A 15,729-nucleotide genomic window follows, 5' to 3' on the forward strand; every position below is an offset into this window, starting at 1 on the left:
CGAGTCTAGGCCGCAGCGTCCACGTGCTCGGCGGCATCCGCGTGCTCCGCCGCCGCCGTGATGCGGTTGGCCATCCCCCGGAAGATGAACCCGTGGAACGGCAGCACCGCCAGCCAGTACAACCGGCCCGACAGCCCCGACGGGAAGAAGACCGCGCGCTGGCGGTACACGGCGCCGCCGACGGCGCCCGGCTCGCAGCCGAGGTCGAGCCACGCGAGACCCGGCACCTTCATCTCGGCACGCAGGCGCAGCAGTCGCTCCGGCTCGACCTTCTCGACACGCCAGAAGTCGATGACATCGCCGACGGCCACGCGGCTGCGATTGCGCCGTCCGCGCACGAGCCCCACGCCTCCGACGACCCGGTCCATCCAGCCGCGCAGCGCCCACAGCACGGGCGCGGAGTACCAGCCGTTCTCGCCGCCGATCCCTTCGATGACCTCCCAGAGCCGCGCGGGGCTCGCGGTCGTCGTCGCCGTGCGCACGTCGGTGAACACGGTGCGCCCCGACCACTCCGGGTCGGACGGCAGCGGATCCGACGGCACGCCGCTGACCTCGGCATCCTGCCAGCTCGTCTCCACGCTGTCGGCCGCGACGCGCCCCAGGGCCAGCGCGACGGCCCGGCGATAGGGCGTGAGGCCGCCCGCCGGCGGCGGGATGATGGCGTCGATGTCGTGGTCGTCCATGACGCACTCGTTCTGCAGCGAGGCGATGAGCGGGCGCGCGATCGAGCGCGGCACCGGTGTGACGACGTTCACCCAGTGCGATGCCAGTCCCGGCGTGAGCACCGGCAGGGGCGCGATCGGCCGCTGCGGCAGGCCCGCCTCGACCGCGTAGCCGTTCATCATCTGCCCGTAGCGCAGCACGTCGGGTCCGCCGATGTCGACGGCGCGGTTCACGTCGGCGGCGACGCGCGCGGCGCCCAGCAGGTAGTGCATGACGTCGCGGACGGCGATCGGCTGGATGAAATTGCGCACCCACTTGGGGGCGGGCATGTACGGCAGCACCTCGGTGAGGTGGCGGATCATCTCGAACGAGGCCGACCCCGACCCGATCACGACACCGGCCTGCAGCACGAGCGTGGGCACACCGCTGGCGAGGAACACCTCCCCCACCTCGACCCGGGAGCGCAGATGCGGGCTCAGCGGCACGCCCTCCGGGTGCAGCCCGCCCAGGTACACCAGGCGAGCGACGGATGCCGCGGCCGCCGCCGTCGCGACGGCGCGCGCGGCGGCGAGATCGGCCTGCTCGAAACCGGCGCCGGCCGACATCGAGTGGATGAGGTAGTAGAGCACGTCGACGTCGGCGCAGGCCTGCGCGAGCGCCGGTTCGTCGACGGCCGAGCCGACCACCACGTCGACCTCGTCGCCCCAGGAGAACGCGCTCAGGCGTGCCGCGTCGCGCACGAGCACGCGCACGCGGTAACCGGCCGCGATCAGCCGCGGCACCAGCCGTCCCCCGATGTAGCCGGTCGCACCGAGCACGAGCGCACGCGGCGCCGTGCCGTCTGCGCGCGGCACGGCGCGCAGCTCTTCTTCCCGGCCGGTGGGGCTCGACAGCTCGCTCATGTCCGTCACGCTAGACGGCCGCTGCCCGCGGCGCATCCCCTTGCGCACGGGCTCTTCGCCCGCAAGGGCGAACGTCAGCGGCGGCCGGTGCCGAACAGTCCTCGGATCACCGAGTTGAGGATCGTCTGGGTCGACTTCGAGTTCAGCACCTGCTCGAGCGGCGACTTCTGCGACGAACGCGACGTGCGCGTCGTCCGCGTCGAGCCGCCGGTGGAGCGGAGGATCCGGTCGTACTCCTTCTGCCGCTCGCGCGCGGCGGCGGCATCCGCCTTCGCCTGCGCGGCCTGCTGCTTCTCCTGCTCCTTCGCCGCCTGCTCCTGCGCCTCGGCCCGCTCGGCCGCGGCGTCCGCCTCGGCGGCGGCGTTCATCTTCGCGGTGAGGATCTCGCGCGCCGACTCCCGGTCGATCGGCGTCCCGTAACGGGCCAGCAGCGGCGAGGCGTGCACGGCTCGTTCGATATCGGGGTCGGGGGTCGGCGACATGAGGCCCTGCGGCGCGCGCAGTCGGGTCCAGGCGACCGGGGTCGGAGCGCCCTTCTCGTTCATGACGGTGACGATCGCCTCACCGGTGCCGAGCTCCTGCAGCACCCGTTCGAGGTCGTAACCGCTCTTCGGATACGTGCCGACGGTCGCCCGCAGCGCCTTGGCGTCGTCGGGCGTGAAGGCACGGAGGGCATGCTGCACGCGTGAGCCCAGCTGGCCGAGCACGTCGGAGGGAACGTCCTTCGGCGTCTGCGTGACGAAGAACACGCCGACGCCCTTGGAGCGGATGAGGCGGACGGTCTGGGTGATGGCGGACAGGAACGACTTCGACGCATCGCGAAACAGCAGGTGGGCCTCGTCGAAGAAGAACACGAGCTTCGGTGTGTCGAGATCCCCCACCTCCGGGAGGATCTCGAACAGCTCCGCCAGCAGGTACATGAGAAACGTCGAGAACAGGGCCGGCTTGTCGGCGACGCCCGGAACCTCCAGCAGCGAAATCACACCGCGCCCGTCGGCGGCAGTACGCAGGAAGTCGCGCACGTCGAACTCCGGCTCGCCGAAGAAGACGTCGGCCCCGTCGTCGGCGAAGGTGATGAGCTTGCGCAGGATCACGCCGGCGGTCGCCGACGACAGTCCGCCGAGCGCCTTCAGCTCGTCCTTGCCGTCGTCGCTCGTGAGCCAGGTGAGCACGGCGCGCAGATCGGAGAGATCGACCAGGGCCAGCCCGTTGGCGTCCGCGTAGTGGAAGACGAGCCCGAGGCTCGACTCCTGGGTCTCGTTGAGGCCGAGCACCTTGCTGAGCAGCAGCGGTCCGAACCCCGAGACGGTCGCCCGCACCGGCACGCCCTTTCCGACGCCCCCGAGGGCGAAGTACTCGGTGACGGATGCCGCGGGCGTCCACTCCTGACCGATTGCGGCCGTCCGCGCGAGCAGCTTCTCGCTCGGCTCGCCGGGCGTCGCCACGCCCGACAGGTCGCCCTTCATGTCGGCGGCGAAGACGGGCACGCCCTTCGCGGCGAGCTGTTCGGCGAGCCCCTGCAGCGTGCGGGTCTTTCCGGTGCCGGTGGCTCCCGCGACCAGGCCGTGCCGGTTCATCATCCCCAGCGGGATGCGGATCTGCGCCGACGGCACCGGGTCGGTGTTCATCAGCGCGCCGAGATCGAGGGTGAGGCCGTCGAAGGCGTATCCCTTCGCGATCGCCGCAACCTGCGCGTCGTTCAAGGGACCGGATGCCGCGGCATCCGCCGCCGGCGCCTCGGGAACCGTCTGCGCGGCATCCGCCGCCGGCGCTTCGGGAGGAGATACCGCCTCGGGAGGAGTCGATACGCCCGCGTCGACCTCCGGAGCGGAAATCTCCTCCGCAGGCGCACCCCCGGCAGGCCCGGCAGCGGCAGCCCCCGCCGCGGCACCTCCCGCAGCACGCGCGGCTTGGGCGGCGGCGAGCGCGGCTTTGGCCTGGGCGAGCTTCAGCGCGGCCTCCGCCGCTTCCGCCTCGGCCTGCAGTCGGGCAAGTTCTGCGTCATCGACAGCGCTCATGGCGCTCAGCCTAGCGAGCGCACCCGCTCGTTCTCACGCTCGAGCATGCGCGCGCAGATCGCCGCGACCACGAGGGTCGCCCCCACGCCCACGAGGGTACCGCCGACGGTGTCGCTCAGCCAGTGGGCGTGCACCTGGGTGCGGCTGAACGCCATCGCGAACACCCACGCGCCGCCGACCACGGCGACCCACACCCGCGGAAAGAGGATGACCGCGATCGTCGCGACCGTCGCCGCATTGGCGGTGTGTCCGGAGGGGAAGGAGCCGTGATCGGAGAAGACGATCATGTCCTCGGGGCGCGCACGTCCGAACAGCGCCTTCAGCAGCTGCACGAGCGCGACGCTTCCCAGCGACGCGACGACCACGAACAGCGCGCCGCGCGGACGACGCCGGAACAGCAGCAGCGCGACGCCCGCGAGCGGGACGATGAAGGTGGCGAACCATCCGCCGCCGAGGAAGTTCATCGCGAGGGCGACGCCGTCGAGAAAGGCGAAACGGTCGACGAACACGTTCCACCACTCGTCGACGTTCACGTCGGCTTCGACCACCACCTGGATGCCGAGCCACACCGTGGTCGCGATCAACAGCACCCCCACGACGAGCCGCTGCAGCATGATCGTCGTGACGTCGTCGTCCAGGGGCGCTCTCATCGCCCCATTGTGCCGGACGCCGGCGGCTCAGGGCGCGAGCCGCTCCACGGTCCACGGTCGCACGACCGCCCAGAGCGAGACCGCCCCGATCAGTGCGCACCCCACCATGACCGATGCCATCGTCGTCGCCGTGATGCCGGAGTCCCGCGCGACCCATCCGACGATCGGGGAGATCAGCCCCGCGACGCCGAAGTTCGTCGCCCCGAGGATGGATGCCGCGGTGCCGGCGGCCTTGCCGTGGCGATCGAGCGCGAGCACCTGCACGCAGGGGAAGGTGAAGCCGCACGCCGTCATGAACACGAACAGCGGCACCATGGTGCCCCACAGCCCCCACCCGAGCTGGTCGCACGCGATGATCGCGATCGCGGCGAGCACCAGCACACCGGTCGACACCGACAGCACCCACTGCGGGCCGAAGCGGGCCGCGAGCCGCGCGGCCACCTGCACACCGACGACGAGGCCGAGGGAGTTGGCGGCGAACAGCAATCCGTACTGCTGGGCGTCGAAGCCGTAGGTCTCCTGGAAGAGGAACGAGGAGGACGACAGGTACGAGAAGAGACCGCTGAAGGACATGCCCCCGATGATCAGGACACCGACGAACACCCGATCGCTGAAGACGCCGCGGTAGCGCTGCAGCACCGTGGTCGCCCCGCGCTCTTTGCGCCGCGCGGCCGGCAGCGTCTCGGGGATGAGCCAGATCGCCGCCACGAGCATCACCGCACCGTAGAGCGCCAGGACCACGAAGATGCCACGCCACGGCATGACCGACAGCAGAGCGGAGCCGATGAGCGGCGCGACGACGGGTGCTGCTCCCGACACCAGCGCGAGCCGGCTCAGCATGACCACCAGCCGGCGACCTCCGAACAGGTCGCGGACGATCGCCATCGCGACCACGCCACCGGCTGCGGCCCCGACGCCCATGAACACGCGCGCGATCGCGAGGAGCGTGAGATCGGGGGCGAGAGCCGCAGCGGCACTGGCCACGACGTGAAGGGCGGTGACCGCGAGCAGCGGCACGCGGCGTCCGACCTTGTCGCTGAGCGGTCCGACGATCAGCTGACCGAGCGCGAAGCCGACCATCGTGCCGGTCAGGGTGAGCTGGATCGCCGCGGCGGACGTGCGGAAGTCGGCCTGCAACGTCGGGAACGCGGGCAGGTAGAGGTCGATCGTGAAGGGTCCGAGCGCAGTGAGCGCGCCGAGCAGGATGATGTACACCACGCGGCGTGCGGTGGAGATCGCGTCACCGGGGTGCAGGACGACCGGAGCGGTGGCGGGGTGCGATCCGAGCGTGCGGATGGCACCGGTGGCCGTACGCGCAGCCGCGGGCAGGGGTGTCGAGGCAGTTCGGGGGGCGGGGTTTTCGCGCACGGTTTCCAGACGGGTGGGATGGCGGACAGACGGGCGACGCGGATGCCGCAGCGCAGAGCGCCGCGCGGTCGCGAAGAGGCGTCGAGGCGTCGATCGGAGCGCGATGACGCCGGCGAGGAGGTTCGAAACGATTCGAGAGTCCTTCGATCCTAACCGTTTCCCCAGCATCCGAGTCATTCATGCGCATACGATCGGAAGGCACCCCGTGCCTTGATCACCCCGACCGCGACCCGAGCCGAGGATCCATGACCCCCACGCCGTCCGACCGCAAACGCACGAGCGGCAACCCCGCCACGCGTGCGAACATCGAACTGACCGTCAAGCAGCAACGCGAGCTCCAGAAGCAGGAGAAGCTCGCCGAGTACCAGCGTCAGCTCGCGCGCCGGCGGCGCAGCCGTCTGACCTGGTGGATCGTCGGCAGCACCGCAGCCGTCGCCGTCGTCGCGGTCGTCGCGGCATCCATCGCCTTCGCGCCGAAGCCGGTCACCTACCAGGCCGGAGGAACCGGCGCCGTCATCGACGGCGTCGAGACGTTCACGAACGCCACGCAGCACGTCGCCGGCACGGTCGACTATCCGCAGAATCCGCCGGCGGGCGGCCCCCACAACCAGTTCTGGCTGAACTGCGGCATCTACGACCAGCCCCAGCAGAACGAGAACGCCGTGCACTCGCTCGAGCACGGCGCCGTGTGGGTCACCTACGACCAGACGCGCGTCAGCGGCGCCGATCTCGACGCCCTGAAGGCGCAGCTGCCCTCGTCGTACGTGATCCTCTCACCGTACGTCGGCCTGCCCAGCCCGATCGTGCTGAGCGCCTGGAACGCACAGCTCAAGCTCGACAGTGCGAGCGACCCCCGCATCCCGACCTTCTTCGAGGAGTACTGGCGCAACCAGAACGTCCCGGAGCCGACGGCATCCTGCAGCGGCGCGATCGACGGGCCGGGCAAGCAGTCGTGACCGCACCCGAGCCGGCGACCGGACGCACCCTCCCCCCGTGGTGGGCGGTGCTGCTGGTCGCGCTCGCCGTGGCGGCGCTCGCGTTCGCGATCGGGCGTTTCTCCACCTTCGGCGCGGAGGGCGCGGCGGCGCCCACGTCCGACTCCCCCGAGGCCGGGTTCGCCCGCGACATGCAGCTGCATCACGGCCAAGCGGTCGAGATGGCGATGGACATCTACCGCACGACGCAGAACGACGGCGTGCGAGTGCTGGCCTACGACATCGCGACGACGCAGTCGGCGCAGAAGGGCGAGTTCTACGACTGGCTCGTGAAGTGGGGCCTGCCCCAGACCGGCGGTCCGCTGATGGCCTGGATGGATGCCGCGGACTCCTCTCACCAACACGGCGGCGGTGCGACGCGTCCGACCGACGCGGAGCTGATGACGCAGATGGGCATGGCGAGCGCCGCCGAGCTCGCCGCGATGCGGGCACAGTCCGGCACCGCGGCGGACTGCACGTTCCTCGGCCTCATGATCCGACACCACGAGGGCGCGCTACCGATGGCGCAGGCATTGCTGCGGCTCGGACACGAGCCGCGTGCGCTCGCGGTCGCTCAGGGCGTCATCGCGACGCAGTCCGCCGAGATCGACCTGATGACCTCGCTGCGCGCCGGACTCGGCTGCACGGACTGACGCGGCCGCTCACGCGCAGGCGGGGCACGCCGTTGCCCGGCCGCGCTCCGAGCCTGCGTGCGTGTGAGCGCCGACCACCTCACCGGCGCACACCGTCCACGCGGTGCGCGTGAACCCGATCTCCTCGGGCGCGCCGGCGAACGGATCGCGATCGGCCACCGCGAGATCGGCGGCAGCGCCCGCGCGGATCCGTCCGATGGTGCCGTCGCCGATCAGCTCGTGCGAGCCGCTCGTGTATGCGGCCAGCGCCGCGCTCAGCGGCAGCTCCTCGCCGGAACCGAGCGGCTCGGCATCCGCGACGCCGACTTCGCGGCGGGTGACGGCGACGCCGATCGCCGCCCACGGATCGGGGGTCGAGACCGGCCAGTCCGAGCCCATCGCCAGGGCGGCACCCGCGCGACGGAGGGAGCCGAACGGAAACTGCCATGCCGCGCGCACGGGCCCGAGCAGCGGCTCGGTGACCGTGCGCATCACCTCGTTGCGGCAGGCCCAGAAGGCCTGTGCGTTCACCGTGGTTCCGGTCGCGGCGAATCGGGGCACATCCCGCGGATTGACGACCTGCAGATGCGCGATGTGGTTGCGCACACCGGTCGGGGCGGCACCGGCGGCGAACGCGTCGAGCCCCTGGGTGACGGCGGTATCGCCGATCGCGTGCACGTGCACGGCGAGACCGGCCGCGTTCAGCGCGGCGACGACACGATGCACGAGCTCATCGGAGAAGTAGCGCAGACCAGCCGACCCGTCGGGATAGCCGTCCGCGAGCGCGGCGGTCTTCGATTCGATGATCCCGTCCAGCATGAGCTTGGCGGTGCGCGTGGGAAAGCCCGTGGCGTGCGCGGCGTCGGCGCGCTCCCGCACGCCGGCGACGAAGGCATCGACGCCGTCCACGGTGAGGTCGCGAGGCACCCAGATCGCGCCGGTGGGCCGACCGCGCAGTCCTGCGGCGAGCGCGAGATGGTACGCGTCGGTGAAGTCGGGGATGCTGCCGAACGACGCCAGAGCGGCCTCCTGCCAGGCGGTGACACCGAGGGAGATCAGGTGATCGGCGCCCGCGCGGATGCCGGGTGCCAGCGCGGCGGCACTCGGCTCGGGCGCCACGCGTCCGACGAGGTCGACGGCGCCCTCGCGCAGCGTCCCCTGCGGTTCGCCGTCCGCACGGCGGACGATGCGCCCGTCCGGCGGGTCGGGGGTCGTGCGATCGATGCCGGCGAGGGCCAGTGCGCGCGAGTTCGCCCAACCGCCGTGCCTGTCGCTGTCGAGGAGGAGTACGGGCCGGTCGGGAACGATCGCATCGAGCGCCTCCCGCGAGGGCGTACCGCCCGCGAACCACTCCGCGCGCCAGCCGCCGCCGCGCACCCATGCCTGCGGGTCGTCCAGCGAGTCGGCGTGGGTGCGCACCCGCTCCAGACATCCCGCCTCGCTTCCGGCGTCATCGAGGCTGCAGTCCAGCGCCTCGAGGGCCACGAGGCCCAGATGCACGTGGGCGTCGGCGAACGAGGGCGCGATCACGCCGCCCGCGGCATCCAGCTCGTCGGCGCCCGGGGCGGCCGCGCGGGCATCGGCGAGCGATCCCACCGCGACGATGATCCCGTCGCGCACCGCGACGGCCGTCGCCGGGATCAGTCGCTCCCCGTCGAACACCGGTCCGCCGGTGACGATCAGCGCCGTCATGACCCGGCTCGCAGGACGGGACGAAAGAAGCGGTTCGCCGGCGGTGCCCACACCGCCACGAGCACCGCGGCGTAGACGACGACCTGGGCGACGGACCAGCCGTCCCAGTCGTGGTCGACGACGAGGCTCCACAGCTGCAGGCCGACGAGGGCGACCGCGAGCACGCTGATGAACAGGCGCGACAGTCCGCTGCCGCGGCCCAGCCCGGCGGCGGCGGCCACCGACAGCAGCCCGAACAGGATGATGCCGGCGCCGATCAGCGACACGCTCATCACCAGCGAGCCGGGGACGTCGTAGCGGGTGAGCAGGAACAGGATCCCGAACATGGCGTTCGCCAGGCCGCCGACGTAGACGAGCGCCACGGCGATGGTCACCGGCACCGGCCGCGACACCTCTCGGGTGTGCGAGATGGCGTGCGGCGCGGCATCCTGCAGCGCTCGGGCGACGTAGCGGCGCTGCACCGCCCGCACGATCTCGATCAGCACGATGGCGCCGATGCAGCCGGCCGTCACGACTAGTGCCGTCGTCTGGCCGGGGTCGACGAGCATGAAGAACTGGCGCGAGAGGGCCACCGAGAAGATCACGACCAGAGCGATGAACATGCCTCCCACGACCGCGCCCTTGAAGCGGTTGAGCGGCCGGCTCAGCACCGCGAGGATCCAGATGCCCACGACGGCCAGGATGATCGTCGCCCCCGTCCGCACCTCGTCGACCGGCGTCTCGGCACCCCGCACGATGAGGGTGTAGAGGGTGAGGGTGACCGCCACGATCACGCCCGCCGGAACGGCGAAGCTCAGCGAACGTCGCAGGAACCCCGGAATGTAACGCTGCGCGTTGGGCATGAGCGCGAGGAAGAACGCCGGGATGCCGATGGTCAGCCCGTCGGTGATCGAGAGCTGGCGGGGCAGGAAGGGGAACTCCAGCACGAGCACGCCGAACAGGAGCGCCAGCAGCGTCGCGTACGTCGTCTTGGTGAGGAACAGCATCGAGACGCGCTCGATGTTGGCGATGACCTGCCGCCCCTCGGCGACGACGTCGGGCAGGTGTGAGAACCGCCCGTCGAGCAGCACGAGCCGCGCGACCGCCTTCGTCGCCGCCGCGCCCGAGTTCATGGCGATGCCGATGTCGGCGGTCTTGATCGCGAGCGCATCGTTGACACCGTCGCCCGTCATCGCGACGGTGTGCCCGCGGGACTGGAGAGCGAGCACCATGCGCTTCTTCTGATCCGGCGTGACGCGACCGAAGACGGTGTGCTCCTCCAGCACCGCAGCGAGCGCCTCGTCGTCGTCCGGGAGCGCGCGGGCGTCGTAGCCCTCCTCGGCATCCACGCCCACCTCGCGCGCGATGGCGGCCACGGTGCGCGGGTTGTCGCCGGAGATGATGCGGATGCCGACGCCCTGCGCGCGGAAGTACTCGAGCGTCTGCGCGGCGTCGGTGCGCACCTTCTCGCGGAAGGTCAGCACCGCGACGGCCACGAGCTCGTCGGGCAGGCTCTCCGCCTCGACATCGGCCGTCGTCAGCGGTCGCGGCGAGAAGGCGAGCACGAGGGTGCGGCGGCCGGTCGAGGCGCGCTCGACCACGGCCGCTCCGAGCGGGTCGGCGACGTCGGTCGCGGCGGCGCCGAACACCATCTCGGGCGCTCCGAGCACCCACGTTCCCGCCGGATCGCCGTCGTCGTCGAACGCCACCGCGCTCCACTTGCGCGCCGACGAGAACGCGATGCTCGCCCGCGCGGTGCGCGGCCGGTCCTCCGCCTCGGAAGCGAACGGCTCCCGGAGCGTGCGCGCCGTCGCGTTCGCGTCCGGAGCGCTGCCGTACCAACCGAGCGTCCGCCGCCAGCCGGCGACCTCGTCGAGCAGGTGGGCGTCGTCGTAGGCGATCTCGCCCTCGGTCAGGGTGCCGGTCTTGTCGAGGCAGATCACGTCGACCCGGGCGAGACCCTCCACGGCGGGCAGCTCGTTGACGAGCACCTGACGCGCCGCCAGGCGCGCGGCTCCCACCGCGAAGGTGATCGAGGTCATCAGCACCAGCCCGAGCGGGATCATCGCCGTCAGCGATGCGATCGTATTGACGACGGCCTGCACCCAGCTGCCGGACTCCCACGCGGCGCGCCATCCGCCAGCGACCTGCATCTGAGCGTTCAGCACCAGCAGACCGATCGGGCCGATCGCCCAGCCGACCCAGCTCAGCACACGGTTGATCGAGTCGCGCAGCTCGGAGCCCACGAGGGAGAACCGCTTCGCCTCATCGGCGAACGCATTCGCGTAGGCGTCGGCGCCCACACGGACGACCTGCGCATCGCCCTCGCCCCCGACCACGATCGACCCCGACAGCGCCTCGTCTCCAGGGTGCTTGTCGACGGCATCCGACTCGCCCGTCAGCATCGACTCGTCGATCTGCAGACCTCGCGAGCGCACGATGCGCGCATCGGCCGGCACCTGGTCACCGGCGCGCAGCACGAGGATGTCGGCGAGCACGACGGCCGATTGCGCGACCTCCTGCTCCACGGCGTCGCGTCGCACACGCGCCTGCGCGGCGTTCAGCAGCGCGAGCTTGTCGAGGGCGGCTTTGGCCCGGAACTCCTGCACCGAACCGATGACCGCGTTGGCGACGGCGGCGAAGCCGAAGAGGGCGTCCTGCCAGCGTCCGAGCGCGAAGAGGATGCCGAAGCACGCGAAGACGATGCCGTTGAACAGCGTGAACACGTTGGCGCGGATGATGCTCAACGCACTGCGACTGGTCTCGGCGCGGTAGGCGTTGGACCGACCATCGGCCGTCCGAACATCGACCTCCGCGGCGCGCAGTCCGACCGCGGGATCGACCTCCTCGATCGGTGCGGGCGCCGTGGCGCCGGGGCTGCTCATGGCTTCACACTAAAGGAGCGGCGCGGCTCGCGTGCTCGCGAATCCCGCGCCGCTCCCGAAGTGCCCAGCCGAAAATCAGCCCTTCGTCGCCCCCGCCAGAAGTCCCCGCACGAAGAAGCGCTGCAGGGCGAAGAAGACGACCAGCGGCACGATGATCGAGATGAACGTGCCCGCGGCCTGCAGGAACCACTGATCACCCCACGTCCCCGACAGCGAGTTGAGCGACTGGGTGATCGGAAGCGATGACGACGGAGCGAAGATCGTCGCCACCAGCAGGTCGTTCCACACCCAGATGAATTCGAGGACGGCGAACGACGCGAGCGCCGGCGCCGCCAACGGCAGGATCATCCGGAAGAAGATCTGGCCGTGGCCGGCGCCGTCCACCCGCGCCGCCTCGATCACCTCGCTGGGGATCTCCGCGATGAAGTTGTGCAGCAGGAACACCGCCAGCGGCAGCGCGAAGATCGTGTGCGCGATCCACACCGTCGCGAAACTGTGCTCGAGTCCGCGCAGATCCAGCGCCGGGAAGACGGTGACGTCGCCGATCGTCATCCCTCGGGAGAACAGGCTCAGCAGGGGCACCAGCGCCATCTGCAGCGGCACGATCTGCAGGGCGAACACCGCGATGAACGCGAGGTTGCGCCCCTTGAAGTCGATCCAGGCGAAGGCGTAGGCGAGCAGCGAGGCCACCGCCAGCGCGAAGAACACGACCGGGATCGTGATCGCGAGCGAGTTGAGGAACGACTGGCCCAGAGTCAGCGCGGTGCCGCCCGAGGTCAGCGCCTTCTGGTAGTTCTCCAGCGTGAACGACGGGTCGGTGAACACCGTCCACCAACCGGTGCTCTGCACGTCCGAGCCGGGGCGCAGCGAGGTGACGAACAGGCCGAAGGTCGGGATGGTCCAGAAGATCGCGATGACCAGCGCCGCGATCGTCGCCCCCTTGGAGGTCAGGCGCTTACGCGCCATGGCCTCGTGCTTGCGCGTGTCGCGGGAGACCTGTCGAGCCGAGCGGGTGTCGGTGACGGGCTCGATGATGTCGACTCCGGTGCTCATCGGATCTCCCTCTGCTTGCGGATCTGGATGATGTTGAACACGATCAGCGGCGTCACGAAGATGAACAGCACGACGGCCAGCGCCGCCGCGTGCCCGTAGCTCTGGAAGCGCTGCTGCTGGTTGACCATCTCGAAGGCGAGCACGGAGGTGTTCGCGCGACCGCCGGTCATGACGGCGACGATGTCGTAGATCTTCAGCGACGCGATGGCGACGGTGGTCACCACGACGACGATCGACGAGCGGATGCCGGGGACGGTCACGTTCCTGAACCGCTCCCACGCGTTCGCGCCGTCCAGCTCCGCGGCCTCGACCTGCTCCGGCGGAACCGCCTTGATCGCGGCGGAGAGGATGACCATCGCAAGTCCCGTCTGGCTCCAGATGAAGACGACCATCAGCAGCAGGCTGTTCACGAGCGGCGTGACGCTGAGCCAGGCGACGGGGTCGCCCCCGAACGCCGTGATGATGGCGTTGAGCAGACCCAGCTGGTCGCCCTGACGGTAGTCGTACATGAACTTCCAGATGATGCCCGCGCCGACGAACGAGATCGCGAAGGGCATGAAGATCAGCACTTTCAAGAACCGCTCGCCCGCGGCGCGATCGATGAACACGGCGTAGGCGAGACCCACGATGGTGGCGATCGTCGGGCAGATGAGCACCCAGATGACGGTGTTGATGACCGACCAGGTGCCCTCGGGCTGCGTGAAGACCCACACGTAGTTGTCGAAGCCCACGAACTCGGCACCCGTCTTGTCGAAGAACGACTGCACGAACGTCGCGAAGAACGGGTAGATGAGACCGATCAGCAGCAGCACCGCAGCCGGGGCGGCGAAGAGCACGAGCTGGAAAAGATAGCCGGCGCCCTTGCGTGCGCGGTAGTCGAGCACGAACAGTGCGGCACCGGAGACGAGCGCGATGCCGAGCACGTAGATGAAGGCGTTCGCGTACGGGCGCAGCAGCAGCAGGGCCAGGACCGGGATCGCGAAGCAGGCGACGAGGCGGATCCAGAAGTAGACCCGCCCGGGACGGGGCGCGTACTCGATCAGCAGGAGCAGCACACCGACCACGGCGGCGAAGGCGACGAGGATGATGGGGATCTGCACGATCGGGCCCATCACGCCGAGCCACTGGAAGAACGCGGTGAGCGAGACTCCGGGGATGACGATCTTCGCCGGGTCCTCCACGGGAGTGCTCAGCAGGAGCAGCACCACCAGAGCCAGCAGGATGACGAGCGCACCGGTGGCGATACCGGCGGTGACGCGGGGTGAGAAGGCGCGGCGCGGACCGGGATCAGGCGCCAGCCTGTCCGTCTTGTCTCGCGCGGGCGCGGTGGTGGGTGCGGACATCGATGAGCCTCCGTGTGCTTCGGTGGACGCGGAATGGGAGCGAGACGGGGCGCGGGCGCCACGGGCGGGATGCCGAGGCTACGGCATCCCGCCCGCGGTGTCACGCGGCTGGTGTGACTAGTTGTTGTAGCCGGCCTGGATGTCGCTGAGGACCGTGGCCTGGTCCTTGCCGTCGATCCAGTCGACCATGCCCTTCCAGAACGAGCCGGAGCCGACCGTGGCGGGCATGAGGTCCGAGGCGTCGAAGCGGACCGTGGTGTTCGGGTCCTGCAGCAGCTTCATCGCCTCGGTCAGGAACTCGCTCGAGGCCTTGCTCGGGTCCGCCTTGAGGTTGGCCGAGATCGCGCCGCCCTCGCTGACTCGCGCGTTGGCGAAGTCGGCGCTCGACATGAACTCGAGCACCTTCTGCGTCGCCTCGTTGTCCGAGAAGCCCGCGACGAACTCGCCGCCGACCTCGATCGTGGCCGCGCCCTCCTTGTAGCCCGGGAGCACGAAGGCGTAGACATCGCCGTCGGGTGCGACCTTGGGAGCCTGACCCGACGCCGTCTTCACCGTGAGGAAGTTGGCCGTCAGGAACGACGCCTGGTGGGTCATCGGGCACGAACCGTCGGCGACCTTCGCCGCGACGTCACCGAATGCCGTGCTGTTGATGCTCTTGACATCGCCGAAGCCGGCGTTGACGTACGACGGGTTCAGCAGGATGTCGCCCACCGCGGTGAAGGCGTCGGCGATCGGCTTGTCGGTGAACTTCACCGAGCCGTCGACCCACTGGTCGTAGACGTCGGGGCCGGACTGGCGCAGGACGAGGTCCTCGATCCAGTCGGTGCCCGGCCAGCCGGAGGCGCCGCCCGACTCGAAGCCGGCGCACCAGGGCGCGGCCCCCGTCTTCTCCTGGATCGTCTTGGTCAGCGTGAGCAGCTCGTCCCACGTCTTCGGAACCTCGACGCCCCATTCCTTGAACTTCGCCGGGGAGTACCAGACGTAGCCCTTGATGTTGGCGAGCATCGGCGCGGAGTAGAACGTGCCGTCGATCGTGCCGTACTTCTTCCAGTCCGGCGACCAGTTGGCGTTGACGTTGTCCTCCACCGCCTGCGGCGCCTTCTTGACGTCGCCCGTGCCGACCAGGGTCTTCAGCAGACCCGGCTGCGGCACGATCGCGATGTCGGGCGCGTCGCCACCGGTGACCTTGGTGACGATGTTCGCCTCGAAGCTCTTGTCACCGGTGTACTGCACGGTGATCCCGCTCGTCTTGCTCCAGTCGTCGAAGACCTTCTGGAGGGCGTCGGCCTCGGAGCCGGTGATACCGCCGGAGATGCGAACCGTCCCCCCGGCCGCCCCCGTCCCGCTGGCGCTGCCGCCGCTGCTGCCGCCCTCGGCGCAGCCCGCGAGTGCGAACGCCGCCACGCCCATGACAGCCAGAGGCGCAATCCAGCGCCGCCGTGACATCCCCATGTGATTCCTCCTCATTGAGTGCTCGGATGATTCCTGGTGCACACGGCTCCGTTCCGGAACCGATTCCAGGCCAAGCTATTGGACCCGCTCCCACGACACAACCCGACGATTGTCACAA

The 15,729-nt window shown here is 70.2% G+C and carries 11 protein-coding genes; 2 read left to right on the top strand and 9 right to left on the bottom strand.

From position 1 onward, the window contains the following. Positions 1–5: 5 nt before the first annotated feature. The 4 genes from ACT53O_RS11630 to ACT53O_RS11645 all read right to left on the bottom strand — a co-directional run bounded on the left by ACT53O_RS11630 (position 6) and on the right by ACT53O_RS11645 (position 5,601). Positions 6–1,565 (bottom strand): SDR family oxidoreductase, encoded by a 1,560-nt coding sequence (locus ACT53O_RS11630; RefSeq protein ID WP_476152533.1) that lies wholly within the window; start codon positions 1,563–1,565, stop codon positions 6–8. 74 nt (positions 1,566–1,639) lie between these two features. Beyond that, positions 1,640–3,583, bottom strand: a complete 1,944-nt coding sequence (locus ACT53O_RS11635; RefSeq protein ID WP_476152535.1) for a helicase HerA-like domain-containing protein — start codon at positions 3,581–3,583, stop codon at positions 1,640–1,642. 5 nt (positions 3,584–3,588) lie between these two features. Continuing rightward, entirely contained in the window at positions 3,589–4,233 is a 645-nt protein-coding gene (locus ACT53O_RS11640) for a phosphatase PAP2 family protein (protein ID WP_476152537.1), read from the bottom strand. 27 nt (positions 4,234–4,260) lie between these two features. Then, entirely contained in the window at positions 4,261–5,601 is a 1,341-nt protein-coding gene (locus ACT53O_RS11645; protein WP_476152539.1) for a multidrug effflux MFS transporter, read from the bottom strand. A 245-nt stretch (positions 5,602–5,846) separates the two neighbouring features. On the opposite strand from ACT53O_RS11645, the gene ACT53O_RS11650 reads away from it, so the two are divergent. Then, complete coding sequence (locus ACT53O_RS11650) at positions 5,847–6,557, top strand: DUF3105 domain-containing protein (protein ID WP_295819087.1); 711 nt, start codon at positions 5,847–5,849, stop codon at positions 6,555–6,557. Then, positions 6,554–7,228 carry a DUF305 domain-containing protein gene (locus ACT53O_RS11655; protein WP_347417623.1) on the top strand — a complete coding sequence of 225 codons (675 nt, stop codon included), beginning with the start codon at positions 6,554–6,556 and terminating at the stop codon, positions 7,226–7,228. Before ACT53O_RS11650 ends, ACT53O_RS11655 begins: the two co-directional genes overlap by 4 nt. 9 nt (positions 7,229–7,237) lie before the next feature. On the opposite strand, the gene ACT53O_RS11660 is transcribed toward ACT53O_RS11655, so the two are convergent. From ACT53O_RS11660 to ACT53O_RS11680, 5 genes are all read right to left on the bottom strand, one after another. Beyond that, complete coding sequence (locus ACT53O_RS11660; RefSeq protein ID WP_476152542.1) at positions 7,238–8,899, bottom strand: amidohydrolase; 1,662 nt, start codon at positions 8,897–8,899, stop codon at positions 7,238–7,240. Further along, the gene (locus tag ACT53O_RS11665; RefSeq protein ID WP_036314766.1) at positions 8,896–11,763 is read right to left on the bottom strand and encodes an HAD-IC family P-type ATPase; all 2,868 of its coding nucleotides are present in this window, start codon (positions 11,761–11,763) and stop codon (positions 8,896–8,898) included. Before ACT53O_RS11665 ends, ACT53O_RS11660 begins: the two co-directional genes overlap by 4 nt. Before the next feature lie 75 nt (positions 11,764–11,838). Continuing rightward, a complete protein-coding gene (locus ACT53O_RS11670; protein WP_112930843.1) occupies positions 11,839–12,816 on the bottom strand; it encodes a carbohydrate ABC transporter permease in 978 nt (325 codons plus the stop codon). Next, the gene (locus tag ACT53O_RS11675) at positions 12,813–14,159 is read right to left on the bottom strand and encodes a carbohydrate ABC transporter permease (RefSeq protein WP_112930842.1); all 1,347 of its coding nucleotides are present in this window, start codon (positions 14,157–14,159) and stop codon (positions 12,813–12,815) included. The genes ACT53O_RS11670 and ACT53O_RS11675 overlap by 4 nt, the downstream gene beginning before the upstream one ends. Before the next feature lie 117 nt (positions 14,160–14,276). Beyond that, entirely contained in the window at positions 14,277–15,611 is a 1,335-nt protein-coding gene (locus ACT53O_RS11680; RefSeq protein ID WP_036314783.1) for an ABC transporter substrate-binding protein, read from the bottom strand. Positions 15,612–15,729: the final 118 nt, after the last annotated feature.

The organism is Microbacterium sp. DMC48 (assembly GCF_056313825.1).

Bases quoted from the DNA above. Each gene is read 5' to 3' on its own strand.
- ACT53O_RS11660 (WP_476152542.1), bottom strand. From the start codon at position 8,899: ATGACGGCGCTGATCGTCACCGGCGGACCGGTGTTCGACGGGGAGCGA.
- ACT53O_RS11650 (WP_295819087.1), top strand. From the start codon at position 5,847: ATGACCCCCACGCCGTCCGACCGCAAACGCACGAGCGGCAACCCCGCC.
- ACT53O_RS11680 (WP_036314783.1), bottom strand. From the start codon at position 15,611: ATGGGGATGTCACGGCGGCGCTGGATTGCGCCTCTGGCTGTCATGGGC.
- ACT53O_RS11675 (WP_112930842.1), bottom strand. From the start codon at position 14,159: ATGTCCGCACCCACCACCGCGCCCGCGCGAGACAAGACGGACAGGCTG.
- ACT53O_RS11635 (WP_476152535.1), bottom strand. From the start codon at position 3,583: ATGAGCGCTGTCGATGACGCAGAACTTGCCCGACTGCAGGCCGAGGCG.
- ACT53O_RS11670 (WP_112930843.1), bottom strand. From the start codon at position 12,816: ATGAGCACCGGAGTCGACATCATCGAGCCCGTCACCGACACCCGCTCG.
- ACT53O_RS11630 (WP_476152533.1), bottom strand. From the start codon at position 1,565: ATGAGCGAGCTGTCGAGCCCCACCGGCCGGGAAGAAGAGCTGCGCGCC.
- ACT53O_RS11665 (WP_036314766.1), bottom strand. From the start codon at position 11,763: ATGAGCAGCCCCGGCGCCACGGCGCCCGCACCGATCGAGGAGGTCGAT.
- ACT53O_RS11640 (WP_476152537.1), bottom strand. From the start codon at position 4,233: ATGAGAGCGCCCCTGGACGACGACGTCACGACGATCATGCTGCAGCGG.